We start from the raw sequence: 23,004 nt of genomic DNA, 5'->3' as shown, positions 1-23,004 counted from the left end.
TGCTTCTGTACAAATCTTGGGGTAGAACTTTGACACTCTGGCCAGCGACGTGAAGAGCAGTCCGTGCACTGGCCTGTCCAGCCGCTATTCGGACAGCTCGCGAGCTGTCCGTACGGCTTCCGCCAGGGTGTCGACGACGGGAACACCGGCCGATTCGAGACTGCCGCGGCTGTGCGAGCCGCCCGTGTAGAGCACGGCCCGGGCACCGACGTGGGCCGCGGCGAGCGCGTCGTCCACGGCGTCTCCTATGAGGACCGTACGTTCCGCGGTCACACCCGTCCCGTCCAGGGCAGCCAGGTGGCGTACGAGATGCCCCGCCTTGCTGGTGTGGGAAGGACCGATCCGCCCGTCGACGCGCAGGAAGTGCCCTTCGATGCCGTGGAACCGTACCAGCGGCACGAGCTTCTCGTGGGGTGCCAGGGACAGCAGCGACTGGGTGAGCCCGCCCCGCTGCCAGTCCCGGAGCAGCTCGCGGGCTCCCTCGGCGAGCCCTGCGTCCTGCGCCGCGGCCCAGTAGTGCCGGTGGAACGTGTCGTCCATGAGCAGCCACTCGTCCTCGGTGGGCAGCCGGCCCATGAGGCGCTCGTAGAACTTCGGCACCGGTACGACGTACAGCTCGCGGTAGGTCTCCAGGGTGATCGGCGCGAAGCCGAGCTCGGCGAAGGAGGCGTTGGTCGCGGCCATCACGGCGTCGATGTCGTGGAGGAGCGTGCCGTTCCAGTCCCAGACGATGTGTGTCACTTCAGCAGCCCCGGGATCTCCTGCACGCCGAACCACAGCAGCTCGTGGTCCTCGGCGCCGTCGACGGTGAACCGCGCGTCGTCGTCCCCGGCGTCGGCGGCCCCGACCGCCGCCGCGGCGGCGGCCACGTCGTCCTCGGCGTCGTCGGCGTCGACGTGCACGGCGGCGGCCACGGTGAGCCGTACGGCGTCGGCGAGGGCGACCTGGCCGAGGGCGGCCTCGTCGGCCCCGGGCGTGGCGGTGGCGGCCTCGTCGGCGACGTCCAGGGCGACGACGACCCGCCGGCGCGGGGCCGCCGGGTCGGCGGCGACCAGCCGCAGGGAGGCGGCCGCGGCGCGGCCGAGGGCCGCGTACTCCAGCTCCTCGATGTCGTCCGAGACGCACCACTCGCGCAGCCCGGGCGTGACGGCGTACGCACGCAGCGGGGCGGGGCCCAGCTCACCCGCCTTGTGCGCCTCGGCGAGCCCGGGGAGGGTCAGGGGGACGTAGACGCGCATGGCCGGCCGCTTTCGGTAGTCGGAAACGTCCTCAGGATACGACCGCCCCGACCGCGACCGGGAGACGGACGGCCGGCCCCCTGCGAGTGAGGGCCCCCCGACCGTTCCCCGGCGCCCCCTCGGGGCGCCCGGCCGCAGCCCGCCTCCCCGCCTTCGGGCGGCTGCGCCGCAAGCCGTACGGGCGGTGACGGACCCGCCCCCTCCGGGTGACGGCTCCGTCCCCCTTCGGGGTGCCGGAGCGGGACCCGCGGCCGTCCACCCCGGTCCTTCCGGGCCCGCCGCCGAGGCCCCGGCCAGCCCGCCGGGCACTCGGATAGGTGAACCGGCCCGGCACCGGCCCCGGCCGGGCGGACGGTTGCGGAGCGTGTGCGGCGGCCGTAGAAGATCCCCATCAAGTTACCGCCCGGTACCGTTCCGGGCCCGGCCTGTTCGGGGGCAGATCGCGATGGACACCACGATGCGCGGCACGATCGGCGGCGAGGCGGCCCGCCGCCGGACCGGCGGCCAGTCCTCCCGGACCCGGCCGGCCGGGCGCCGCGACACCCGGCGCCCGGCGGCGCCGCCGCGTGGCCTGCGGCTCGGCCCGCACCACTGGTTCGCCGACCGCCTCCTGGCGGTCGTCAGCGGCCTCCGGCCGGTCCACTCGCTCCTCGGCCACACCGTCGGACCGGCCTACCAGCAGCTGGTCACCCTGGCCCCCTCCGGCCCTTCCCCTCACCCTGCGGGCCGGGCGGACCCCCGGCGCGACCGCCCGCGTCCGGTCGTCCGCCAGTGCGGCCGCTTCACCCCGGGCCCCGGCGTCATCGAGGCCTTCGCCCGTATCGCCACGGGCGACCGCATGACGGCGATGGCCTTCCGCCTGGAACAGGGCCCGGACCTGCGCTGGCGCTGCGCGGCGATCGAGATCCAGGGTCCACGCCCGTGATCCCGCGATCCCGGTGGATCAGCGCACGGCCGTGGGCGGTGACGTCGCGCGGCCGCCGGGGATGACGGGGACGGCCAGTGCCGTGCCGGTTCGCACCCTTGACGACCGGCCCGGGCGGGTCGCAGCAACGCCCGCCCGCACCCGCACCGCACCGGCACCGGCACCGGCACCGGCACCGGCACCGGCACCGGCACAACGCGGCCGGGGCCGGACACCGCGTACGGTGTCCGGCCCCGGCCGGTGGCTCGACCCCGGTGGGGTCACTTCTTGCGGCGACGCCCGCCGGAGGCCTTCTGCGCCTTGCGGCGCTCCGCCCGCGTCATCCCGTCGCCGTCACCGGCGGCCTCAGACTCGAAGTCGCCCTCGACCACACCGCCCTCACCGTCGACGGTCGGCGCCGAGAAGTGCAGCCGGTCCGGCCGCTGCGGAGCGTCCAGCCCCTTCGCCCGGATCTCCGGACGGGCCATCGCACCCGCCGGCTCCTTCGTCAGCGACGGCGCCTCGGCCTGCACCGGAACCTCCTCGACCTGCTGCTCGACCTGGACCTCCAGGTTGAACAGGTAGCCGACGGACTCTTCCTTGATGCCGTCCTGCATGGCGTTGAACATGTCGAAGCCCTCGCGCTGGTACTCGACCAGCGGGTCCTTCTGGGCCATCGCCCGCAGGCCGATGCCCTCCTGCAGGTAGTCCATCTCGTACAGGTGCTCGCGCCACTTGCGGTCCAGCACCGACAGCACCACGCGCCGCTCCAGCTCGCGCATGATGTCGGAGCCGAGCGTCTTCTCGCGGGCCCCGTACTGCTCGTGGATGTCGTCCTTGATGGACTCCGCGATGAACTCGGCGGTGATGCCCGCCCGGTCGCCCGCGGCCTCCTCCAGCTCCTCGATGGTGACCTTCACCGGATAGAGCTGCTTGAAGGCGCCCCACAGGCGCTCCAGGTCCCACTCCTCGGCGAAGCCCTCGACCGTCTCGGCCGCGATGTACGCGTCGATCGTGTCGTCCATCATGAAGCGGACCTGCTCCTGGAGGTCCTCGCCCTCCAGGACGCGACGGCGCTCGCGGTAGATGACCTCACGCTGGCTGTTGAGGACCTCGTCGTACTTCAGGACGTTCTTGCGCGTCTCGAAGTTCTGGGTCTCGACCTGCGACTGGGCCGACGCGATCGCGCGCGTCACCATCTTGTTCTCGATCGGCACGTCGTCCGGCACGTTGGCCATCGCCATGACGCGCTCGACCATCTGCGCCTTGAACAGGCGCATCAGGTCGTCGCCCAGCGACAGGTAGAACCGGGACTCGCCCGGGTCACCCTGTCGGCCGGAGCGGCCGCGCAGCTGGTTGTCGATACGGCGCGACTCGTGGCGCTCGGTGCCCAGCACGTACAGCCCGCCGAGCTCCTTGACCTCTTCGAACTCGGCCTTCACGGCCGCCTCGGCCCTGGTGAGCGCCTCGGGCAGGGCGTGCGCCCACTCCTCGATGTGCTCCTCCGGGTCCAGCCCGCGCTGGCGCAGCTCGGCCTCGGCGAGGTCGTCCGGGTTGCCGCCGAGCTTGATGTCGGTGCCGCGGCCGGCCATGTTCGTGGCGACGGTGACGGCGCCCCGGCGGCCGGCCTGGGCCACGATCGTCGCCTCACGGTCGTGCTGCTTGGCGTTCAGCACCTCGTGCGGGATACCGCGCTTGGAGAGCTGCTGGGAGAGGTACTCGGACTTCTCGACCGACGTCGTACCGACGAGGATCGGCTGGCCCTTCTCGTGCTTCTCCGCGATGTCGTCGACGACCGCGGCGAACTTCGCGACCTCGGTCCGGTAGATCAGGTCCGGCTGGTCCTTGCGGACCATGTCGCGGTTGGTCGGGATCGGGACGACACCGAGCTTGTAGATCTGGTGGAACTCGGCGGCCTCGGTCATGGCCGTACCGGTCATGCCCGACAGCTTCGAGTAGAGGCGGAAGAAGTTCTGCAGGGTGATCGTCGCGAGGGTCTGGTTCTCGTCCTTGATGTCCACCCCTTCCTTCGCCTCGATCGCCTGGTGCATGCCCTCGTTGTAGCGGCGGCCGGCGAGGATACGGCCGGTGTGCTCGTCGACGATCATGACTTCGCCGTCGAGGACGACGTAGTCCTTGTCCTTCTTGAACAGTTCCTTCGCCTTGATGGCGTTGTTCAGATAGCCGACGAGCGGGGTGTTCACCGACTCGTAGAGGTTCTCGATGCCGAGCCAGTCCTCGACCTTGGCGACACCGGCCTCGTGGATGGCGACGGTGCGCTTCTTCTCGTCGACCTCGTAGTCGCCGGTCTCCTCGATGCCCTTCAGCGGCTGGCCGGGCTCGCCCTTCTTCAGGCGGGTCACCAGCTTCGCGAAGTCGCCGTACCACTTCGTGGCCTGGTCGGCCGGACCGGAGATGATCAGCGGGGTACGGGCCTCGTCGACGAGGATCGAGTCGACCTCGTCGACCACGGCGAAGTTGTGGCCGCGCTGGACGAGCTCGTCCTGGGACCACGCCATGTTGTCGCGCAGGTAGTCGAAGCCGAACTCGTTGTTCGTGCCGTACGTGATGTCGCAGCCGTACTGCTCGCGGCGCTGCGCCGGCGACATGTTCGCCAGGATGCAGCCGACCTCCAGGCCGAGGAACTTGTGCACCCGGCCCATCAGCTCGGAGTCGCGCTCGGCGAGGTAGTCGTTCACCGTGATCAGGTGGACGCCCTTGCCGGACAGCGCGTTCAGGTACGCGGGCAGGGTGCCGACGAGGGTCTTGCCCTCACCGGTCTTCATCTCGGCCACGTAACCGAGGTGCAGCGCGGCGCCGCCCATGATCTGGACGTCGTAGTGGCGCTGGCCGAGGACGCGCTTGGCGGCCTCGCGCACCGTCGCGAAGGCCTCGGGCAGCAGGTCGTCCAGGCTCTCGCCGTCCTGGAAACGCTGCTTGTACTCGTCCGTGAGCGCCCGCAACTCGGCGTCGGAGAGGTTGACGAAGTCCTCTTCGATGGAGTTGACCTGGTCCGCGATGCGGTGCAGTTTGCGCAGGATCTTGCCTTCGCCTGCACGCATGAGCTTGTTGAAGACGGACACCGAGGTTTGTCTCCTTGCCGGTCGGGCCTGGGCACTGTACGTACACGGGCACGGCAGGTGGGCCCCACCGCAACGGCCATCGTAAGCGAGGACGTGGTCGCGCCGGGAGGTCCGCCGTAGCCGTAAGGGCGTGGGTGCCCCGATTGAGAACGTACGGGGGACGCCGAAGGTGCCGCCGTCCCGGAGGTGCTTTACGAAAAAAGTGTTCGCACGGTGCGTTGCGTCACCACAGAATCACTTCATGCAACCCACCGTACTGACCACCGCCCGCCTGGATCTGCGGCCTTTCGCCGCCGCCGACGAGGACGAGGTCTACGCGGCCGCGCAGGATCCGGACATCCAGCGCTGGACGATGGTCCCCTCCCCCTACGAGCGCGCGCACGCGCACGGCTTCGTCAACGAGGTCGTGCCGAACGGCTGGCGCGAGGACACGGGCTACCCCTTCGCCGTACGCCTGGGGGCCGGCGGCCCGCTGGTCGCCGCCGTCGGCGTCCACGTGCACGGCCCGGCGTACGAGATCGGCTACTGGGCGGTGAGGGAACACCGCGGCCGGGGCTACATGACCGAGGCCGTGGCGGCCGTCGCCCGCTGGGCCTTCACCGAGGTCGGCGCCGTACGGCTGGAGTGGCGCGCCGAGGCGGGCAACACCGGCTCCCGCGTCGTGGCGGAGAAGGTCGGCTTCCGCTTCGAGGGCGTCCTGCGGGCCGGCCTGATCAGGAACGGCACCGCGCGCGACTGCTGGATCGGCGCCCTGCTCCCCTCCGACCTCGGCCTGACCCCCGCGCTGCCCTACCTGACACCGGCCGCCGGCTAGCCGGCCGGCGGAATCCGGGACCATGGAGCCGATCACGCTGACCACCGAACGCCTCGTCCTGCGCCCCCACACCCCCGGGGACACCGCCGAGGTGTACGCGGCCTGCCAGGACCCCGCCATCCAGCGCTGGATCTCGGTACCCGTCCCGTACGAACTCGCTCACGCGCGGACCTACGTGACGGAAAGCGTCCCGGCCGGATGGCGCGAGGACACCGCGTACGACTTCGCCGTCCGGCTCGGGGCCGACGGCCCGCTGGTCGCCACGCTCGCCGTGCACCGCACGGGGGCGCACACCCACGAGATCGGGTACTGGACCGTGGCCGCGCACCGGGGCCGCGGCTACATGACGGAGGCCCTGCGGGCCGCCGTCCGCTGGGCGTTCACCGGAGCCGACGTCGTACGGCTGGTCTGGCGCGCCGGGGTCGGCAACGACGGCTCCCGCGCCGTCGCCGAGCGGGCGGGCTTCCGGATCGAGGGCGTCCAGCGCGCCGGCATGGAACACGGGGGCACGCTGCTGGACTGCTGGGCCGGCGCCCTGCTCCCCTCCGACCTGGGCCTGCCCTCCCGCCTCCCCTACGAGCCCGCTGCCACGAGCACCGATGTCAGTGGCGCCGCCTAGGCTTCGGCGCATGACCAGCCTGCCGCCGCCGACCGTGTCCCTCTCCGCCGACGAGGCCCGCCGGATCGCCCTGCGCGCGCAGGGCTTCCTCGGGGCGCCCGACCGCCGCGGTGGGGTCCGCGGCGTCCTGCGCCACCTGGGCGCGGTACAGCTGGACACGATCTCGGTCCTGGCCCGCTCGCACGAACTGATCCCGTACGCCCGGCTGGGCGCCGTCGGCCGCAGCACGGTGGAGCAGGCCTACTGGTCCGACCGTCACGCCTTCGAGTACTGGTCGCACGCCGCCTGCATCCTTCCCATCGAGGAATGGCCGCATTTCGCCTTCCGGCGCCGCGCCCGCCGGGCACGCGGCCACCGCTGGCACGTCCTGCAGGACAAGGAGCGCTCGACGAAGGCGGTCCTCGACCGGCTCCGGGCCGAAGGCCCGCTGACCTCGACCGAGCTGGGCGGCGCCAAGAACGGCGGCGAGTGGTTCGAGTGGTCCGAGACCAAGATCGCGGTGGAGTGGCTGCTCGACACGGGTGAGGTGGTGTGCAGCGAGCGCCGCGGCTGGAAGCGGGTGTACGACCTCGCCGAGCGCGCCGTCCCCGACGCACTGCTCCACGACGACCTGGACGACCGCGAGTGCGTGCGCCGCCTGGTCGCCCTCGCCGGCCGGTCGCTGGGCGTGGGCACCCGCGCCGACATCGCGGACTACCACCGCCTGGGGGGCGACCAGGTCGACGCGGTGATGGCGGACTCCGGGCTGGTGCCGGTCACCGTGGAGGGCTGGGCCAAGCAGGCGTGGGCGGACCCCGCGGCCCTCGCGACAACCCCTCGGGGCCGCCACCGCACGACGCTGCTCTCCCCGTTCGACTCGCTGGTCTGGGACCGCCCCCGTACGGAACGAGTCTTCGGCTTCACGCACCGTCTGGAGGCGTACGTCCCCAAGCCGAAGCGGATACACGGGTACTTCGCCATGCCGCTGCTCGCGGGCGGCCTGCTCCAGGGCCGCGTCGACCCGGGCCGCGAGGGGAAGACCCTGGTCGCCCGCCAGCTGTCCCTGACGACGCCGAAGGCCGCCCGCCCGATGGCGCAGGCCCTGCGGGAGGCGGCGGAGTGGGTCGGCTGCGACGCGGTCGTCGTCGAGCGCGCCCAGAGCCCCCGGGAGGCCGCCGCCGTCGTGGCGGAGCTGGCCGCACTGCCGGGCTAGGAAGAGGGCGGGGCCCCTCCCCGCAGTAGCAGGCGGGGGGCCGCGGACGAGGCGGAACTTTCGATGTACGCCCTAGGTGCCGGGGTTGACGGGCCGCTTGTAGTACCGCCACGGGAACCATCCCGCGCCGACCGGAATCCAGCCTTCCGATTCCATCCGCCGGTGTCGCGCGAGGGAGGGGAGCGTGACCCGGCAGTGCTCCCAGGGCTGGCCGGACGCCTCCACCTCGTGGAAGAAGGGGCCGTAGCCGACCATGTGCCAGCCGTCGCGGCCGGCCTCCTCCAGGGCGGCCATTTCGTTGAACGCGGTCAACCCGCTGAGGGTGCGGCGCTTCGGGGCGTTCGGCCCCCCGGCGGGCGGCGCCGACAGACCCGCTCCCGCGGCCTTTCCCGCGAAGCGCTGCTGGGCGGCCTGGCGGCTCACTCCCAGGACGCGGCCCACCGTGTCCCAGCTGTGGCCGGCGGCCCTGGCGCCCTGGACCGCCTCGCGCAGCAGCCGGCTCGCCTCCTCGGCGCCGACGCGCGAGGCGTCCAGCAGGCGCAGGTACCCGTGGGCGTCGTGTTCGAGCGAGTCGGCCAGCCCCTCGGGGGCGCCGAGGACGGCTGCGGCGATCCCTTCCCGGATCCGGTCCATCTCCGCCGGGTGGAGCAGTGGTTCGTCGCTCATCGGCGCAGTCCGGCAAGGGGTTCGAGGGCGTCGAGGACCGCCTCGTCGCGGCGCGCCTGCTCGGCGGAGTCGCGGGCCGCCGCCGCTCGGGCGGCCAGGCCGGCCGTGCAGGCGATGAGCGCGAGGCCCATGACGATCAGGGCGACGGTGGCGGAGGTGCCGAACCGGTCGCCGAACATCACCGTCACGGCCGGCAGACTCAAGCCGAGCGGCAGCGCTGCGGCCATGGACGCGGTGGCGGGAAAGAGGTCCCGGTGCCGGCCCTTCGCATTCAAGATCAACATGCGTCAAGGAAACCTTGACACGGCGGACTTGTCAAGAATTCCTTGACACCTGAGTCCCGCACGGCCGCGTTCCCCTGGAAGCACGCCGGAGACCACGCCCGTCCCCAGGTCCCGGAGGTCCGTCGCGGCGCCTTCGGTCGCGCGAGGAATGCCGCGGCGCCCAGCGGCGCCCAGCGGCGACGATGGCGGCGGGGCGGCGGGGCGGCGGGGCGGCCCAGGAGACCCCCGCGGCAGCGCAGGGGGGGCCAACGAGTGCCAGCTCCCGACCCGCGCCCTTCGGGGCGCCCGGCGACGCTTGGGAAACACACCCGAGCCCGCCCGGCCGGCTCCGGCAGGGAAGCGGCTAGCGGATTTCGAGGATCTTCTCTCGCATCGCGTAGACCACCGCCTCCATCCGGGAGTGCAGCTGCAGCTTCTCCAGGATGTTGCGGACGTGGTTCTTCACCGTGTTCTCGGAGATGAACAACTGCTTGGCGATGTCGCGGTTGTTCATGCCGGTGGCCACCAGCTTGAGGACCTCCAGCTCCCGGTCCGTCAGCCTCGGCGCCGGCACCAGCCGCCGCTCGTCGGTCCGCTGGATCATCGACTTGAACTCGGTGAGCAGCTTCGACGCCATCGACGGGCTGATCTGCGACTGGCCGTCCGCCACCGCCCGGATCGCCGTGGCCACCTCGTCGGTCGAGATCTCCTTCAGGAGGTACCCGGTCGCACCCGCCTTGATCGCGTCGTAGAGGTCCGCCTCCTCGTCGCTGATCGTCAGCATGATGATCTTCGCGGACGGGGCCACCTCCTTGATCGAGGTGCACGCCTCGATCCCGCCGCGCCGCGGCATCCGTACGTCCATCAGCACGATGTCCGGCAGCAGGTCCGCCGCCTTGTCCACGGCCTCCGCCCCGTCCCCCGCCTCACCGACGACCTGGATGTCCTCCTCCTGCGCGAGGACGATTTCCAGCCCTCGCCGGAACAGCGCGTGGTCGTCGACCACGAGGACCCGGATGGGCTCCCCCGCCGGCGAGCCGGCGCGCTCCGCCGCCGCGTCCGCCGCACGGCAGCCCGCGCCGTCGTCACCGCGTACCGGCCCGAAGCTGTCCGCCATCGTTCCTCCCCCTGCCCCTGCATGTGCCGAGCTGCTGCGCCAACCGGACGGGCCCGGCCGCCGGTTGACTGCCCGCCATGATTCCATGCCCGCGGCACGGCCCGGGGGCCGCCGATGAGTGCCCGGCGCATACGCGCCACACAGGAGGCCCGCACAAGAGGCCCCCGCGGGACGCCACAGCGTCCCGCGGGGGGCGGTGAATGATGTGCTCAGCCGCCGAGTGCGCCCCCGGCACCACCGGGGGGCTGCTCCGAGCTGGAGGCCCCGTCGGGGTTCACGTGGATCACGCCGTAGTCGTACGCGTGACGTCGGTAGACGACGCTGGGCAGCTTCGTCTCGGAGTCGACGAACAGATAGAAGTCGTGTCCGACCAGTTCCATTTCGTACAGTGCCTGGTCGAGCGACATGGGTGCGGCCGAGTGGGTCTTCTCGCGGACGACGAGCGGGCCTTCGCCCTGCACTTCCAGCGATCCGATCCGGGTGGTCGGGATCGCGTCCGTCTTCTCCGCGGTGACCGGCTCGCCGTTCCCGTTCAGGGTGGCGGCGTCCGGAACCACGTCGGCGACCTCCGCCGCCGAGAGCCGGCCGCTGCCGCGGCGGGTGTGGCGCTTGTCGTGCTGCTTGCGCAGCCGGGCCTCCAGCTTGTCCTGAGCCAGGTCCAGCGCCGCGTACGGGTCTGCGGCGGCGGCCTCCGCTCGGATCACCGGGCCCCGCGAGTGCAAGGTGATCTCCACGCGGTCGGAACGGTCGGCCTGGCGCGGGTTGTGCTCCTTGGACACCTCGACGTCCAAGCTGATCACCTTGGCGTCGAGCTTCTGGATCCGCTCCGGATTCAGCTTCTCGGCCACGTGCTTGCGGAACCGGTCGGGCACCTCGGTCTTGCGGCCCTTGACGACGATGTCCACGCAGAACTCCGTTCCCGGATAGCTCCGCCCGACGGGCGAAGCGTCTCCCTTTCGCACCAGACTCCGGTGAAGGCCGGAGCCTCGGACTTGGCGACTTTCACCTCCTCCTCCCCCATCGGCAAGATCTACACCCCACCGACTTCGGAGTCGAGAGACAGCGATGCGCGGGGCCTCAAGGCTCGCCAGTCCTCACAACCGAACATATCCCTCTATGACGGTTGTCGGCACCCGCTACCGGAACGTTCTTCCGTCCAGGTGGCCGTTCCCTCGTACTACCTGCAACGATGGGCCTTCCCCGGCAGTTCCGAATCTATTCACGGGATTTTCGATCCGTCCGGGTCGCGGCCACCACCGCCGCCCGCAGACCGGCCTCGCACGCCGGCTCCGCGGCACGCACCGCCCGGGCCGCCTCGGCCAGCGTCGCCCCGGTGGTGATCAGGTCGTCCACGAGCACGAGCGCGGCCCCGCGGGTCAGCGCCGCCCCGCCACGGCACACCTCCAGGGCCCCCGAGAGGTTCTCCCGGCGCTGCCGGGCGCCCAGCCCCGACTGGTCCGCCACGGCCCGCCGCAGCCGCAGTACCGGCACCACGCGCGCGGGCACGCCTCCCCGCCGCAGCCGGCCCGCCGCGGCGAGGGCGATCCTGCGCGCCGGGTCGTGCCCGCGCGCCCGCACCTGCCGCCGCGCCGACGGGACCGGCACCAGGGCCACCTCTCCCTCCCCGGCCCCACCCGCCCGCACCGCCGCCGCCAGGGCGGCACCGAGCGCACCGGCCAGGGGCAGCGCCCCGCGCTCCTTGTGCGCCAGCAGGACAGCCCGTACGGGCCCCTCGTACACGGCGGCCGCATGCACCACCGGCAGACCCGCAGGCCCCGGAAACAGCCTCGCCCGCGCCGCCCCGGCCCCGCTCAGCGCCTCCCGGCAGCCGGCGCACAGCAGCACCCGGGAGGCCCCGCAGCCCGCGCAGTCGACCGGCAGGACCAGCCCGGCCAGCTCCCGCCACCACCCCCGCATGCGTCCACTGTGCCGAGCCCCGCAGGCGCCCGCCACCCCTGTGGACAACGGGGACAACGGGCGCGCGAGCGGGTCAGCCCGGGTACACCGGAGCCCGGCCGCCCGCCATCACCGTGCGCCACTGCGCCCCCGGCGGCAGCCACACGATCCCGTCGTCGTCGGAGAAGGCCACCACCGGCTTCGGCTTCGACTCGTCCTCCGAGGCGGCCGCCGCGACCTCGTTCAGCCCGGTGGCCCCCGGCAGACCCGCCGCGACCATCGAGCCGTCCGCGAGCATGTAGCGGGCCTGCACGATCCCGCCGCTCTCCCGGCCCACCACCAGCAGCCGGCCCCGCGGCGCCCAGCTCATCGCCGTCACGTCCGCCATCTGCGGCGCCGCCGGACGCAGCTCGCGCACCGACACCGCCGAGACGTCACCCTTGCCGTCGGGCCGCTCGATCCGCCCGACGTACAAGTTCTTGCGGGAGCCGTCCCGCTGCACGAGCAGCGCGATCCGCGCCCCGTCCGAGGACGCCTTCAGCGAGGTGATCCGCCCGCCGTCGAGCCCGGCCACCTGGACCTTCTCCGGAATCCCGGTGCCACCCGGCACCCGCCACAGCCCCAGGCGCTGCGGATCCTGGTCGGCGAACCACAGGTCCCCCGCCGCGTCCCAGCTGGGCGCGGTCAGCGTGTTCGGCTTGTTCGCCTTGCCGACGTACAGCGGCTGCGGCATCGGGTCGGACCCGGACATCGACACGACATACAGCCCGTGCCCGTCCTCCGAGACCACCGCCGCGCGCCGCTCGTCGTACGACACGGCGGCCGAGAGGACCTTGAACCCCGGCGGAGTGGCCAGTGGCCCCGGCACCGCTTCGGGCCGGTTCTGCTGGACCTCGCTCGCGATGTCGAGCTTCAGCCGGACCAGCCGGCTCGCCTCGTCGACGAAGTACTGGTACTCCGGGATCTTCGGCCGGTTGGCGATCGCCGCCGCGCTCACCTCGGTCACCGAACACAGCGAGGACGACTTGCCGTCGGAGCGCAGCAGTTCGACCTGTTCCAGCCGGGAGCCCGTCAGATCCTTGATCGTGTACAGGAGTTGGGTGGCCATCTTCCGGCACTGCGGCTGCGCGACGTTGTCAGCCTTGTCGTTGAGCGGCACGCGCAGCGTGTTCTGGCCGTCGTACGAAAGGGACTTGGTGCCCGGCCGCAGTTCCGTGCCGGTCGGGAAACTGGACTCGACGACCGGGCTGAGCCACCTGGACGGCCCGGCCAGCAGCGACTGCACGGTCTGCGTGGTGGGGTCCATCCGCGAGTCGGGGTCGCTGCGCTGGCGCACGTACACGGGGTCGGCGACCAGGCTGGCGCCCGCGAAGTAGTACTTGTTGACCGGCATGTAGATCCGCTGGAAGTCGGACTCGCTCAGCACGAGGGTGTGCGGCGGGGTCGCGATCCGCCACTGCTTGTCCTCCTGGACCAGCTGGAGGAACTCCTCGAACGCCCCGCCGCCGGTCTCCGGCTGGTAGGCGCTGCGCTCGTCCACGGTCGCGAGCTTCTTGCCGGTCACCTTCCAGCGCGGCCCGTCGGGGTCCTTCTCGCCGCGGACCGGGGACCGGTCGAGGCCGCCCCGGAGCACGGTGACGGCGGAGCCGGGCTTCCAGCTCTTGGCCTGCTCCTCCGTGAGGTACTTGCGGGCCGTCTCCAGCTGCGGGTCGTCGCTGGTCATCGCCTCCAGGAAGCCGTCGACGATCTCGGCCGCACTGGCCTTGTCGGCGGGCGGTACGCCGAACACCCGGACCTGGGAGTCGACGCCCTGCGAACCCTGCACCGAGCGGATCTCTCCGTGGTCGGGCATCGAGGCGCAGCCGGCCAGCAGCAGCCCGGCGACACCGAGCGCGTACGCCCGTACCGCGCGCAGCCGCCTGCCCCGGGCCCGGGCGGCGGCCCTGGCCTCAGCGTCCTCGGGCATCGGCATCGCCATCGGCATCGGCATCGGCGTCGGCGTCGGCGTCGGCATCGGTTCGATCCTCCTGTGGTGCCTGCCCGGCCGGCCGGGCCACGACCCTGGCTCCGTTGCCGGGCAGGGCCGTCGGGTCGGCGGGTACGGGCAGCGCGCCGGCGACCGGCGAGCGCGGCGGTATGGACGACCGGTCCGCGCCATCGGCCGGCTGCCGGGCCTCCGGGCTGCCCGCGGCGTCGGCGGCGGCCCTGGCCCGGTTGGCCCGGGAGTCCTCGGGTTCCAGCGGGATGGGCGAGCCCCGCAGCGGCTCGTCTGCCGTGCGCGGCAGGGTCAGGCGGAACTGCGAGCCGCCGCCCGGCTCGCCCCATGCCTGGAGCCAGCCGCCGTGCAGTCGGGCGTCCTCGACGGCGATGGACAGGCCGAGGCCGGTGCCGCCCGTCGTACGGGCCCGCGCCGGATCCGCCCGCCAGAAGCGGTTGAAGACGCGGGTGGCCTCGCCGGGCTTGAGCCCGACGCCGTAGTCCCGTACGGCGACCGCGACGGCCCCGCCCGCGGACGCCAGCCGGACCACCACATCGCGTCCCTCGCCGTGCTCCACGGCGTTGACGACCAGATTGCGCAGCACCCGCTCCACCCGCCGGGCGTCCGCCTCGGCGATGACCGGCTGGGTGTCGCCGAGGACCCGGATCCGGGTCCCCTTGTGCTCGGCGAGCGGCTCGGCACCGTCGATGACCCGGCGCACGACGTCCCGCAGGTCGATCGGCTCGGCCTCCAGCGCGGCCGCACCCGCGTCGAACCGGCTGATCTCCAGCAGGTCGGCGAGGAGCGACTCGAACCGGTCGAGCTGCCCGGCGAGCAGTTCGGCGGAGCGGGCGGTGACCGGGTCGAAGTCGACCCGGGCGTCGTGGATGACGTCCGCGGCCATCCGCACGGTCGTCAGCGGGGTGCGCAGCTCGTGCGAGACGTCCGAGACGAACCGGCGCTGCATCCGCGACAGCTCCTCCAGCTGCTGGATCTTGAGCTGGAGGTTCTGCGCCATCTTGTTGAAGGCCTCGCCCAGGCGGGCGATGTCGTCCTCGCCGGTGACCTTCATCCGCTCCTGGAGCCGGCCCGCCGAGAGCCGCTCGGCGATCCCGGCGGCCATCCGTACGGGGGTCACGACCTGGCGCACGACGAGCCAGGCGATGCCGCAGAGCAGGACGACGACGAACAGGCCCGCGGTCACGATGGTGACCTTGATCAGGTTGAGGGACTCCTCCTCCTGCGTGAGCGGGAAGAGGTAGTACAGGTCGTACGGGTCCCCGTTGATGTCGGTGAGCCGCTTGCCCACGACCAGCGCGGCCTCGGGGGCCTTCTCCCCGGCCCCGGCGGTGTACCGGATCTCGGAGAAGGTCTTGAAGGTGCCCGCGGAGTGGTTGACGGCCCGGCGCAGCGCGATCGGCACGCTGGCGGCCGGGTCGACGTTGCCCGAGGCGCGGGCGCCCTTGACCCCCTGCGTGCCGGGCATGACCTGCTCGCCGGTGCCCGCGCCGAGCGCGACCACCTCGAAGGCGGACTGGCCGCCGCTGGCGAGCTGCTTGACCAGCGAGTTCATCCAGGTACTGGCGTCGAGCCCGACCTTGTTGTCGGCGGCGTCGGGCCCGTCCACGCTCGCGGGGGCGTTGGCCTTCTCCTGTGCGACCGCGAACCCGCCCGCGGCCTGGCTCTGCGCCGCCTCCTCCTTGACGTCGAGGAGGCCCTTGCTGACCTGGGCTATGACGACGAAGCCCAGGGCGAGGACCACGGCGAGCGAGATCAGCAGCGTGGCGGCGACGACCCGGAGCTGGATGTTGCGACGCCACAGCCGGACAGCCGGAAGCACCGGCCTTCGCAGCAGACGTACGAAAAGCCGGAGCACGGGGCCGCCGGGCGCTCCGTCCTGGAGCAGCCGGCCGCCCCGGAGCGCTCCCCAGCGGGAACCGGCCCGGTCCCTGCCGGACTGCACGTCAGCTGGGTCCGGCCTTGTAGCCGACACCGCGCACCGTCACGACGATCTCGGGGCGCTCCGGGTCCTTCTCGACCTTGGAGCGCAGGCGCTGCACGTGCACGTTGACCAGCCGGGTGTCCGCCGCGTGCCGGTAGCCCCAGACCTGCTCCAGCAGCACCTCACGGGTGAAGACCTGCCAGGGCTTGCGCGCGAGGGCGACCAGCAGGTCGAACTCGAGCGGGGTCAGGGCGATGGAGGCACCGTCCCGCTTGACCGAGTGCCCGGCCACGTCGATGACGAGGTCACCGATGGTCAGCTGCTCGGGAGCGGGCTCCTCCGACCGGCGCAGGCGGGCCCGGATGCGGGCCACCAGCTCCTTCGGCTTGAACGGCTTGACGATGTAGTCGTCGGCGCCGGACTCCAGGCCCACGACGACGTCGACCGTGTCGCTCTTCGCCGTGAGCATCACGATCGGCACGCCGGACTCGGCCCGGATCAGCCTGCACACCTCTATGCCGTCCCGTCCGGGCAGCATGAGGTCGAGCAGTACCAGATCGGGCTTCGCCTCCCGGAAGGCAGCCAGCGCCTTGTCACCGTCCGCTACGAACGACGGCTCAAAACCTTCTCCACGCAGCACAATGCCGAGCATCTCGGCCAGCGCGGTGTCGTCGTCGACGACAAGGACTCGTCCCTTCATGCTTGACATCATCCCATTAGCTAATCGTTACCCGGCGGTGAGCTGTCCCACAGCCAAAAGGGCTGGAAATCGCCCCTCGGACCTGCGTGGAGATCAGGTCACCCAGTCTCACCCGGATCCGGGTGACAATTGAAGGTACGGGCTACCGGGGATCCGGGGGGACGGCTGGTCCGTTCGTGGACCTCACGTGGCACGATGGCAGCGACCAGCGCCCCCGCGCAGCAGGTGCACGTGAAGGAGCGACGATGAACGACTCTCCGGGCTGGGCTTCGCCCGGATCCTCTCCGTCCGACGGCGAGCGACCTGGGGCGCCCTCCGACCAGCCGGCCTCCGGCGGCCCCAAGTGGTCCGCCGAGCAGCCGCCGCCCGGTGACTGGTCCGCCCCGGGCGCCGGCCCGGCCCCGACTCCGCCTCCGCCGGCACCGCCGCAGCAGGGCCAGGGCTGGGGACCGTACGGCGGCCAGCAGCACGGAGCCCCCTACGGAAGCCCCTACGGCGGCCAGTACGGCTACCCGGGCGGCCCCGGCCAGTGGGGCAAGCCCCCGGCCGCCAAGCCCGGCGTGATCCCGCTGCGCCCCCTGGACATGGGCGAGATCCTCGACGGCGCGGTCGCCACCATGCGCGCCCACTGGCGCTCCGTGCTGCCGATCACGCTGGTCGTGGCCACGGTGGTGCAGGTGCTGAGCCTGCTCCTGCAGAAGTACGTGATGTCCGACCTGGCCCTCGCCACGGACCCCGCGGCGGACATCGAGCAGACGATCAACACCCTCGGCACGGCCTCGGCGGTCACGGCCGGAGCCCTTTTCATCCAGGCGCTCGGGGGCATCGTGGCCACCGCGATGCTCACGATGATCTTCAGCCGGGCGGTCCTCGGCAACAGCTCCACGGTCTCCGCCGCCTGGCGCGACGCCCGTCCGCAGCTGCTGCGCCTGACCGGACTGACGCTGCTGATGGGACTCGGCCTCATTTCCCTCGTCACCGTGCTGATCGTGCCGGGCCTCCTCGCCCGGAGTGCGGGACTGGTCGTCCTCGGCGGCTTCGCCGCGGTCCCGCTGGCCACGTGGCTGTGGATCAAGTTCGGCCTGGCCTCCCCCGCCCTGATGCTGGAGAAGAGCACCGTCTTCACGTCCCTGCGCCGCTCCTCCAAGCTCGTCAAGGGCACGTGGTGGCGCATCTTCGGCATCACGCTCCTCACCGGCATCATCACCGGCATCATCGCGGCGATCATCGTCTGGCCGCTGACGTTCCTCGGCGTCGCCCTCTTCGGCGGCGGCATGGGCGGCCTGCAGGCCGGCACGGCCTCCACCGCCTGGGGAGCGCTCATCCTCTCCGGCATCGGCGCGATCATCGCGCAGACCATCGTGATGCCCATGCAGTCGGGCGTCACCGTCCTCCTCTACGTGGACCAGCGCATCCGCCGCGAAGGGCTCGACCTGGAGCTCGCCCGGGCGGCGGGCGTCGAGAACTACGGGACGACCGGAGGCTGACACACCGATGATGAGTACGGGGGGTCTCATCAGCCGCGCCACGGCGCTCCTGCCCGGCACGGCGACACCGCCGGTGACGACACCGCGCGAGCCTGCCCAGGAGGCGGCCGAGCGCGAACTGTCCAAGCCCATGTACCACCAGAACGACCCGGGGCTGCTGGACCGCGCCCTGCGCAAGTTCTTCGCCTGGCTCGACGACCTGTTCGGCGCCGCCTCCGGGTCGGCCCCCGGCGGCACGACCGGCCTCGTCGTGATCGCCCTCCTGGTCGCCCTGGCCGTCGGCGCACTGTGGTGGCGGCTCGGCTCCCCCCGCCGGGCCGTCTCCGGCGCGGGCGTCCTCTTCGACGAGGGCATCCGCAGCGCCGCCGACCACCGCACGGCCGCCGAGGCCCACGCCGCCGCGGGCCGCTGGACCGAAGCCGTCCAGGAGCGCATGCGCGCCGTCGTCCGCTCCCTGGAGGAGCGGACCCTGCTCGACCCCCGCCCGGGCCGCACCGCCGACGAGGCCGCCGCCGAAGCCGCCGCCTGCCTCCCGGACCACGCCGCGGACCTCCGTGCGGCCGCCCGGACCTTCGACGACGTCACCTACGGCGGCCGCACCGCCGACGCCGACGCGTACGCCCGCCTGCGCGCCCTCGACCTCACCCTGGACCGCGCCAGGCCGCTCCTGACGGGACCCACCGCATGACCGGCCCCCTCACGCCCGCCACCGGCTCCGTCGCCGACGGGACCGGCGCCCCGGCCGACACCGCGGCGCCCCGGGCCGGCCGAGCCCGGCGGATACGCAGGACCCTGCGCGTCCTGGCCTTCCTCGCCGTGCTCGCCGCGGGCGGACTCGCACTCGCCGCCCTGGACTCCGGCACCCGCCACGGCATGCTCGACCCCCGCTCCGCCGACCCTTCCGGCAGCCGGGCCGTCGCCGAGCTCCTCAAGGACCGCGGTGTCACCACCCGCGTCGTCACCACCGCCCGCGAGGCCGCCGACGCGGCCGGCCCCCGCACCACCCTCCTGGTCACCGACCCCGACGTCCTCGGCACCACCCAGCGCGGCGTCATCCGCTCGGCCATGGACCTCTCCGGCGGCCGCACCGTCCTCCTCGCCCCCGGCGGCCACAGCCTCCCCGACCTGGCCCCCGGCGTGCACACGAAGGGCGACGCCGATTCGGACACCCTCGCCCCGGCCTGCACCCTGCCCGCCGCCGCCTCCGCAGGCCGCGCGGGCACCGGCGGCGGCCTGCGCTACACCACCGCCCTCCCCCGAGCGACCGCCTGCTACCCCACCGGCGGCCACCCCACCCTCCTCGTCCTCCCCGCCGCCACCCCCGGCGGCGACACCGTCCTCCTCGGCTCCGGCACGGTCCTCCTCAACGAGAGCCTCGCCGAGGAGGGCAACGCCTCCCTCGCCCTCCAACTCCTCGGCTCCCGACCGGACCTCGTCTGGTACATGCCGTCCCTCGCGGACTCCGACCCCGCGACCCACTCCGGCGAGGACGAGAACCTCTTCGACCTCATCCCGGCCGGCTGGTACTGGGCCCTGCTCCAGCTCCTCGTCGCCGCGGTCCTCGCCGCCCTCTGGCGCGCCCGCCGCCTCGGCCCCCTCGTCACCGAGAAGCTGCCGGTCGTCATCCGCGCCTCCGAGGCCACCGAGGGCCGCGCCCGCCTCTACCGCAAGGCCCGGGCCCGCGACCGCGCCGCCACCGTGCTGCGCGCCGCGACCCGCGAACGCCTGGCCGCACTGGTCGGCGTGCCGCACGCCCAAGCCCACGACCCGTCCGCGCTGACGCCCGGCGTCTCCGCCCGCCTCACCGGTGGGCCGCAGGCCAGGGACGTCTCCGGCCTGCTCTTCGGCCCCACACCCTCCGACGACGCGGCACTCGTCGCGCTCGCCGACCACCTCGACGCCCTCGAAAGAGAGGTCCGTACGTCATGACGTACCCGGCCACCGAGTCCACGGCTGCGACCGCGGACAGCGCCCGCGCTTCCCTCGAAGCGCTCCGCACCGAGATCGGCAAGGCCGTGGTCGGTCAGGACTCCGCCGTCACCGGTCTCGTCGTCGCGCTCCTGTGCCGCGGCCACGTGCTCCTCGAAGGCGTCCCCGGCGTCGCCAAGACCCTCCTCGTACGGGCCCTCGCCGCGTCCCTCGAACTCGACACCAAGCGCGTCCAGTTCACCCCGGACCTGATGCCGAGCGATGTCACCGGCTCCCTCGTCTACGACGCGCGCACCGCCGAATTCTCCTTCCAGAACGGCCCGGTCTTCACCAACCTCCTCCTCGCGGACGAGATCAACCGCACCCCGCCCAAGACCCAGTCCTCCCTCCTCGAAGCGATGGAGGAACGCCAGGTCACGGTCGACGGCACGGCGCGCCCGCTCCCGGAGCCCTTCCTCGTCGCCGCCACCATGAACCCCCTGGAGTACGAGGGCACGTACCCGCTCCCGGAAGCCCAGCTGGACCGCTTCCTCCTCAAGCTCACCGTGCCCCTCCCCTCCCGCACCGACGAGATCGGCGTCCTGACCCGGCACGCCGCAGGCTTCAACCCCCGCGACCTGCACGCCGCGGGCATCCGCCCGGTGGCGGGACCCGCGCAGCTCGAAGCCGCCCGCGAGGCCGTCTCCAAGGTCTCCGTCTCCCCCGAGATCGCCGGCTACGTCGTCGACATCTGCCGCGCCACCCGCGAATCGCCCTCCCTCACCCTCGGCGTCTCCCCGCGCGGCGCGACCGCCCTGCTGGGTACCGCCCGCGCCTGGGCGTGGCTCACCGGCCGCGACTACGTCACCCCCGACGACGTCAAGGCCCTCGCCCTGCCGACTCTCCGCCACCGCGTCCAGCTGCGCCCGGAAGCGGAGATGGAGGGAGTCACGGCCGACGCCGTCATCACCGCGATCCTCTCCCACGTCCCCGTCCCCCGCTGATGGCCCTCACCGGACGCGCCGCCCTGCTGGCGGCCCTCGGCAGCATCCCCGTCGGCATCCTCGAACCGAGCTGGACGGGGATGCTCGCGGTCAACGGACCCCTGGCGCTGGCCTGCGCGGTCGACTACGCCCTGGCGGCACCCGTCCGCGCCCTCGGCCTGACCCGCTCGGGCGACACCTCGGTCCGCCTCGGCGAACGGGCGGACGTCCACCTCACCGTCACCAACCCGAGCGGCCGCACCCTGCGGGCCCACGTCCGCGACGCCTGGCCCCCCAGCAGCTGGATCCCGGGCACGGAGACGGCCGCCTCCCGCCACGAGGTCGTGGTCCCCGCCGGCGAACGCCGACGCCTGACCACCCGCCTCCTCCCCACCCGGCGCGGCGACCGCCGGGCCGACCGGGTCACGATCCGCTCGTACGGCCCGCTGGGCCTGCTCTCCCGGCAGGGCGCCCACGTCGTCCCGTGGACGGTCCGCGTCCTGCCCCCCTTCACCAGCCGCAAGCACCTGCCGTCCCGGCTGGCCCGCCTGCGCGAACTCGACGGCCGTACCAGCGTTCTGACCCGCGGTGAGGGCACCGAGTTCGACAGCCTCCGCGACTACGTACCCGGTGACGACACCCGCTCCATCGACTGGCGCGCGACGGCCCGGCAGAACAAGGTGGCCGTCCGCACCTGGCGCCCCGAACGCGACCGGCACATCCTGATCTGCCTGGACACCGGCCGCACCTCGGCGGGCCGCGTCGGCGACGCCCCGCGCCTGGACTCGGCGATGGACGCGGCCCTGCTCCTCGCCGCCCTGGCCACCCGCGCCGGCGACCGCGTGGACCTGCTGGCCCACGACCGCCGGCCCCGCGCCCAGGTCCAGGGCCGCCCGGCGGCCGATGTCCTCCCCTCCTTCGTGAACGCGATGGCCCCGCTGGAACCGGAGCTCGTCGAGACGGACTCCCGCACCCTGGTCTCCACCATCCTGCGCAGCGCCCCGCGCCGCTCCCTGGTGGTCCTCCTGACGAGCTTGGACGCCGCCCCGGTCGAGGAGGGCCTGCTGCCGCTGCTGCCGCGCCTCACCCAGCGCCACACGGTCCTCCTGGCCTCGGTGGCCGACCCGCACGTGGCGGAGATGACGACGTCCCGCGGCGGCGTGGACGAGGTCTACGAGGCCGCGGCGGGCACCCAGTCCCAGTCGCAGCGCCGAAGGACCGCCGACCAGCTCACCCGCCACGGCGTGCACGTGGTCGACGCCACCCCGGACAGCCTGGCCCCGTCCCTGGCCGATGCCTACCTGTCCCTCAAGGCCACCGGGCGCCTCTGAGCACGCCCAGTCCCCTCGCGCGATGACCTCCGAGGTAATCGCGCCCGGCGGCCCGGGCGGCCGAGAATGCTGCTCTCTCCGCGTCGCGACGACGCGGGCCCCGAGCCGGAGGGACCAGCCATGGGCGAAACCATGCCCACGAAGCCCACGAACACCCGCGCCGTGGTGGAGGAGCTCCTGCTCCGCATCGGCAAGGGCGACGCGGAGCACGTCGCCGCACTGTACGCGGAGCACAGCGACTGGAAGCTGGCCTGGCCGGCGGCCGAACACGGCCGTGCTGCCACGCCGTGGATCAGGCACCGTTCGACCCGTTCCGACGCTGCCGCCCATTTTCGTGAACTCGCCGAACACCACGTGCCCGGCGCAGCGGCCACTCAGATCGAACGCATCCTCGTCGACGGCAACGACGCGGTCGTACTCGGTGAGATCCGCCAGACCGCCCGCCCCACCAACCGTTCCTATCGCGCCCGGTTCGCCCTGCACCTCACGGTCGAACACGGCCGGATCACCCGCCACCACGTGTACGAAGACAGCCTTGCGGTGGCCCAGGCATTCATTCGGCCCTGAACGCAGAAAAGCCCCGCACCGGACCCCGGAGGGTCTGGTGCGGGGCTTCCGCAATGATTGTTCGGCGGCGTCCTACTCTCCCACAGGGTCCCCCCTGCAGTACCATCGGCGCTGAAAGGCTTAGCTTCCGGGTTCGGAATGTAACCGGGCGTTTCCCTAACGCTATGACCACCGAAACACTATGAAATTTGAACGCTGGTGTTTTCACAGCCGTTCGTTATTTCAGAACTAACACAGTGGACGCGAGCAACTGAGGACAAGCCCTCGGCCTATTAGTACCAGTCAGCTTCACCCGTTACCGGGCTTCCACATCTGG

The 23,004-nt window shown here is 72.6% G+C and carries 21 protein-coding genes and 1 rRNA gene; 10 read left to right on the top strand and 12 right to left on the bottom strand.

What is annotated here, in order from left to right; translation table 11 throughout:
* Positions 1 to 84 precede the first annotated feature (84 nt).
* Together ACFCZ1_RS22515 and ACFCZ1_RS22510 are read right to left on the bottom strand one after the other, a co-directional pair.
* Entirely contained in the window at positions 85 to 741 is a 657-nt protein-coding gene (locus tag ACFCZ1_RS22515; protein ID WP_376680061.1) for an HAD family hydrolase, read from the bottom strand.
* Entirely contained in the window at positions 738 to 1,238 is a 501-nt protein-coding gene (locus tag ACFCZ1_RS22510; RefSeq protein WP_376680060.1) for a DUF6912 family protein, read from the bottom strand. The genes ACFCZ1_RS22515 and ACFCZ1_RS22510 overlap by 4 nt, the downstream gene beginning before the upstream one ends.
* Positions 1,239 to 1,683: 445 nt before the next feature.
* On the opposite strand from ACFCZ1_RS22510, the gene ACFCZ1_RS22505 reads away from it, so the two are divergent.
* The gene (locus tag ACFCZ1_RS22505; RefSeq protein WP_376680059.1) at positions 1,684 to 2,163 is read left to right on the top strand and encodes an Rv3235 family protein; all 480 of its coding nucleotides are present in this window, start codon (positions 1,684 to 1,686) and stop codon (positions 2,161 to 2,163) included.
* Between the two features lie 260 nt (positions 2,164 to 2,423).
* Here the strand turns inward: ACFCZ1_RS22505 and secA are convergent, their stop codons facing one another.
* Complete coding sequence (secA, locus tag ACFCZ1_RS22500) at positions 2,424 to 5,225, bottom strand: preprotein translocase subunit SecA (protein WP_376680058.1); 2,802 nt, start codon at positions 5,223 to 5,225, stop codon at positions 2,424 to 2,426.
* Between the two features lie 241 nt (positions 5,226 to 5,466).
* Between secA and ACFCZ1_RS22495 the strand changes: the two genes are divergently transcribed.
* From ACFCZ1_RS22495 to ACFCZ1_RS22485, 3 genes are read left to right on the top strand one after another with little or no spacing between them, the layout of a single operon-like run.
* Entirely contained in the window at positions 5,467 to 6,039 is a 573-nt protein-coding gene (locus ACFCZ1_RS22495; protein ID WP_376680057.1) for a GNAT family N-acetyltransferase, read from the top strand.
* Between the two features lie 22 nt (positions 6,040 to 6,061).
* The gene (locus ACFCZ1_RS22490; protein WP_376680056.1) at positions 6,062 to 6,658 is read left to right on the top strand and encodes a GNAT family N-acetyltransferase; all 597 of its coding nucleotides are present in this window, start codon (positions 6,062 to 6,064) and stop codon (positions 6,656 to 6,658) included.
* Complete coding sequence (locus ACFCZ1_RS22485; RefSeq protein WP_376680055.1) at positions 6,639 to 7,850, top strand: winged helix-turn-helix domain-containing protein; 1,212 nt, start codon at positions 6,639 to 6,641, stop codon at positions 7,848 to 7,850. The genes ACFCZ1_RS22490 and ACFCZ1_RS22485 overlap by 20 nt, the downstream gene beginning before the upstream one ends.
* Before the next feature lie 72 nt (positions 7,851 to 7,922).
* Here the strand turns inward: ACFCZ1_RS22485 and ACFCZ1_RS22480 are convergent, their stop codons facing one another.
* The 8 genes from ACFCZ1_RS22480 to mtrA form a co-directional block, all read right to left on the bottom strand.
* A complete protein-coding gene (locus tag ACFCZ1_RS22480; protein WP_376680054.1) occupies positions 7,923 to 8,516 on the bottom strand; it encodes a hypothetical protein in 594 nt (197 codons plus the stop codon).
* Positions 8,513 to 8,800, bottom strand: a complete 288-nt coding sequence (locus ACFCZ1_RS22475) for a hypothetical protein (RefSeq protein ID WP_376680053.1) — start codon at positions 8,798 to 8,800, stop codon at positions 8,513 to 8,515. Before ACFCZ1_RS22475 ends, ACFCZ1_RS22480 begins: the two co-directional genes overlap by 4 nt.
* A gap of 343 nt (positions 8,801 to 9,143) precedes the next feature.
* Positions 9,144 to 9,896 (bottom strand): response regulator, encoded by a 753-nt coding sequence (locus tag ACFCZ1_RS22470; protein ID WP_376680052.1) that lies wholly within the window; start codon positions 9,894 to 9,896, stop codon positions 9,144 to 9,146.
* Between the two features lie 209 nt (positions 9,897 to 10,105).
* Positions 10,106 to 10,801 carry a ribosome hibernation-promoting factor, HPF/YfiA family gene (gene hpf / locus ACFCZ1_RS22465; protein ID WP_376680051.1) on the bottom strand — a complete coding sequence of 232 codons (696 nt, stop codon included), beginning with the start codon at positions 10,799 to 10,801 and terminating at the stop codon, positions 10,106 to 10,108.
* Positions 10,802 to 11,111: 310 nt separating this feature from the next.
* Positions 11,112 to 11,813 (bottom strand): ComF family protein, encoded by a 702-nt coding sequence (locus ACFCZ1_RS22460; RefSeq protein ID WP_376680050.1) that lies wholly within the window; start codon positions 11,811 to 11,813, stop codon positions 11,112 to 11,114.
* Positions 11,814 to 11,886: 73 nt separating this feature from the next.
* On the bottom strand, positions 11,887 to 13,806 hold the full coding sequence (locus ACFCZ1_RS22455; protein ID WP_376680049.1) for an LpqB family beta-propeller domain-containing protein: 1,920 nt from the start codon (positions 13,804 to 13,806) through the stop codon (positions 11,887 to 11,889).
* Positions 13,742 to 15,733, bottom strand: coding sequence for an MtrAB system histidine kinase MtrB (gene mtrB / locus ACFCZ1_RS22450; RefSeq protein WP_376680048.1), 1,992 nt, complete (start codon positions 15,731 to 15,733; stop codon positions 13,742 to 13,744). Before mtrB ends, ACFCZ1_RS22455 begins: the two co-directional genes overlap by 65 nt.
* A gap of 1 nt (position 15,734) precedes the next feature.
* Positions 15,735 to 16,424, bottom strand: a complete 690-nt coding sequence (gene mtrA, locus ACFCZ1_RS22445; protein WP_200904315.1) for a two-component system response regulator MtrA — start codon at positions 16,422 to 16,424, stop codon at positions 15,735 to 15,737.
* 233 nt (positions 16,425 to 16,657) lie between these two features.
* Here mtrA and ACFCZ1_RS22440 point away from each other — a divergent pair, with 233 nt between their 5' ends.
* The 6 genes from ACFCZ1_RS22440 to ACFCZ1_RS22415 all read left to right on the top strand — a co-directional run bounded on the left by ACFCZ1_RS22440 (position 16,658) and on the right by ACFCZ1_RS22415 (position 22,688).
* On the top strand, positions 16,658 to 17,899 hold the full coding sequence (locus ACFCZ1_RS22440; RefSeq protein ID WP_376680047.1) for a hypothetical protein: 1,242 nt from the start codon (positions 16,658 to 16,660) through the stop codon (positions 17,897 to 17,899).
* Between the two features lie 7 nt (positions 17,900 to 17,906).
* The gene (locus tag ACFCZ1_RS22435; RefSeq protein WP_376680046.1) at positions 17,907 to 18,587 is read left to right on the top strand and encodes a DUF4129 domain-containing protein; all 681 of its coding nucleotides are present in this window, start codon (positions 17,907 to 17,909) and stop codon (positions 18,585 to 18,587) included.
* Positions 18,584 to 19,828, top strand: coding sequence for a DUF4350 domain-containing protein (locus tag ACFCZ1_RS22430; protein ID WP_376680045.1), 1,245 nt, complete (start codon positions 18,584 to 18,586; stop codon positions 19,826 to 19,828). The genes ACFCZ1_RS22435 and ACFCZ1_RS22430 overlap by 4 nt, the downstream gene beginning before the upstream one ends.
* Positions 19,825 to 20,811, top strand: coding sequence for an AAA family ATPase (locus tag ACFCZ1_RS22425; protein WP_376680044.1), 987 nt, complete (start codon positions 19,825 to 19,827; stop codon positions 20,809 to 20,811). Before ACFCZ1_RS22430 ends, ACFCZ1_RS22425 begins: the two co-directional genes overlap by 4 nt.
* The gene (locus ACFCZ1_RS22420; RefSeq protein WP_376680043.1) at positions 20,811 to 22,121 is read left to right on the top strand and encodes a DUF58 domain-containing protein; all 1,311 of its coding nucleotides are present in this window, start codon (positions 20,811 to 20,813) and stop codon (positions 22,119 to 22,121) included. Before ACFCZ1_RS22425 ends, ACFCZ1_RS22420 begins: the two co-directional genes overlap by 1 nt.
* 132 nt (positions 22,122 to 22,253) lie before the next feature.
* The gene (locus ACFCZ1_RS22415; protein WP_376680042.1) at positions 22,254 to 22,688 is read left to right on the top strand and encodes a nuclear transport factor 2 family protein; all 435 of its coding nucleotides are present in this window, start codon (positions 22,254 to 22,256) and stop codon (positions 22,686 to 22,688) included.
* A gap of 59 nt (positions 22,689 to 22,747) precedes the next feature.
* On the opposite strand, the gene rrf is transcribed toward ACFCZ1_RS22415, so the two are convergent.
* Positions 22,748 to 22,864, bottom strand: a 5S ribosomal RNA gene (rrf, locus tag ACFCZ1_RS22410).
* Positions 22,865 to 23,004 lie beyond the last annotated feature (140 nt).

Source organism: Streptomyces sp. NPDC056224 (genome assembly GCF_042267665.1).
Taxonomy (GTDB): Bacteria; Actinomycetota; Actinomycetes; order Streptomycetales; family Streptomycetaceae; genus Streptomyces.
This window is presented reverse-complemented; position numbering and strand designations above follow the sequence as displayed.

What these genes read in the sequence shown, in the direction of transcription:
- ACFCZ1_RS22510 (WP_376680060.1), bottom strand. Translation starts at nt 1,238, where the DNA reads ATGCGCGTCTACGTCCCCCTGACCCTCCCCGGGCTCGCCGAGGCGCAC.
- ACFCZ1_RS22470 (WP_376680052.1), bottom strand. Translation starts at nt 9,896, where the DNA reads ATGGCGGACAGCTTCGGGCCGGTACGCGGTGACGACGGCGCGGGCTGC.
- ACFCZ1_RS22485 (WP_376680055.1), top strand. Translation starts at nt 6,639, where the DNA reads ATGTCAGTGGCGCCGCCTAGGCTTCGGCGCATGACCAGCCTGCCGCCG.
- ACFCZ1_RS22425 (WP_376680044.1), top strand. Translation starts at nt 19,825, where the DNA reads ATGACGTACCCGGCCACCGAGTCCACGGCTGCGACCGCGGACAGCGCC.
- ACFCZ1_RS22490 (WP_376680056.1), top strand. Translation starts at nt 6,062, where the DNA reads ATGGAGCCGATCACGCTGACCACCGAACGCCTCGTCCTGCGCCCCCAC.
- ACFCZ1_RS22475 (WP_376680053.1), bottom strand. Translation starts at nt 8,800, where the DNA reads ATGTTGATCTTGAATGCGAAGGGCCGGCACCGGGACCTCTTTCCCGCC.
- ACFCZ1_RS22415 (WP_376680042.1), top strand. Translation starts at nt 22,254, where the DNA reads ATGCCCACGAAGCCCACGAACACCCGCGCCGTGGTGGAGGAGCTCCTG.
- ACFCZ1_RS22420 (WP_376680043.1), top strand. Translation starts at nt 20,811, where the DNA reads ATGGCCCTCACCGGACGCGCCGCCCTGCTGGCGGCCCTCGGCAGCATC.
- ACFCZ1_RS22505 (WP_376680059.1), top strand. Translation starts at nt 1,684, where the DNA reads ATGGACACCACGATGCGCGGCACGATCGGCGGCGAGGCGGCCCGCCGC.
- ACFCZ1_RS22460 (WP_376680050.1), bottom strand. Translation starts at nt 11,813, where the DNA reads ATGCGGGGGTGGTGGCGGGAGCTGGCCGGGCTGGTCCTGCCGGTCGAC.
- ACFCZ1_RS22495 (WP_376680057.1), top strand. Translation starts at nt 5,467, where the DNA reads ATGCAACCCACCGTACTGACCACCGCCCGCCTGGATCTGCGGCCTTTC.
- ACFCZ1_RS22440 (WP_376680047.1), top strand. Translation starts at nt 16,658, where the DNA reads ATGAACGACTCTCCGGGCTGGGCTTCGCCCGGATCCTCTCCGTCCGAC.
- ACFCZ1_RS22480 (WP_376680054.1), bottom strand. Translation starts at nt 8,516, where the DNA reads ATGAGCGACGAACCACTGCTCCACCCGGCGGAGATGGACCGGATCCGG.
- mtrA (WP_200904315.1), bottom strand. Translation starts at nt 16,424, where the DNA reads ATGATGTCAAGCATGAAGGGACGAGTCCTTGTCGTCGACGACGACACC.
- ACFCZ1_RS22435 (WP_376680046.1), top strand. Translation starts at nt 17,907, where the DNA reads ATGATGAGTACGGGGGGTCTCATCAGCCGCGCCACGGCGCTCCTGCCC.
- ACFCZ1_RS22430 (WP_376680045.1), top strand. Translation starts at nt 18,584, where the DNA reads ATGACCGGCCCCCTCACGCCCGCCACCGGCTCCGTCGCCGACGGGACC.
- ACFCZ1_RS22455 (WP_376680049.1), bottom strand. Translation starts at nt 13,806, where the DNA reads ATGCCGACGCCGACGCCGACGCCGATGCCGATGCCGATGGCGATGCCG.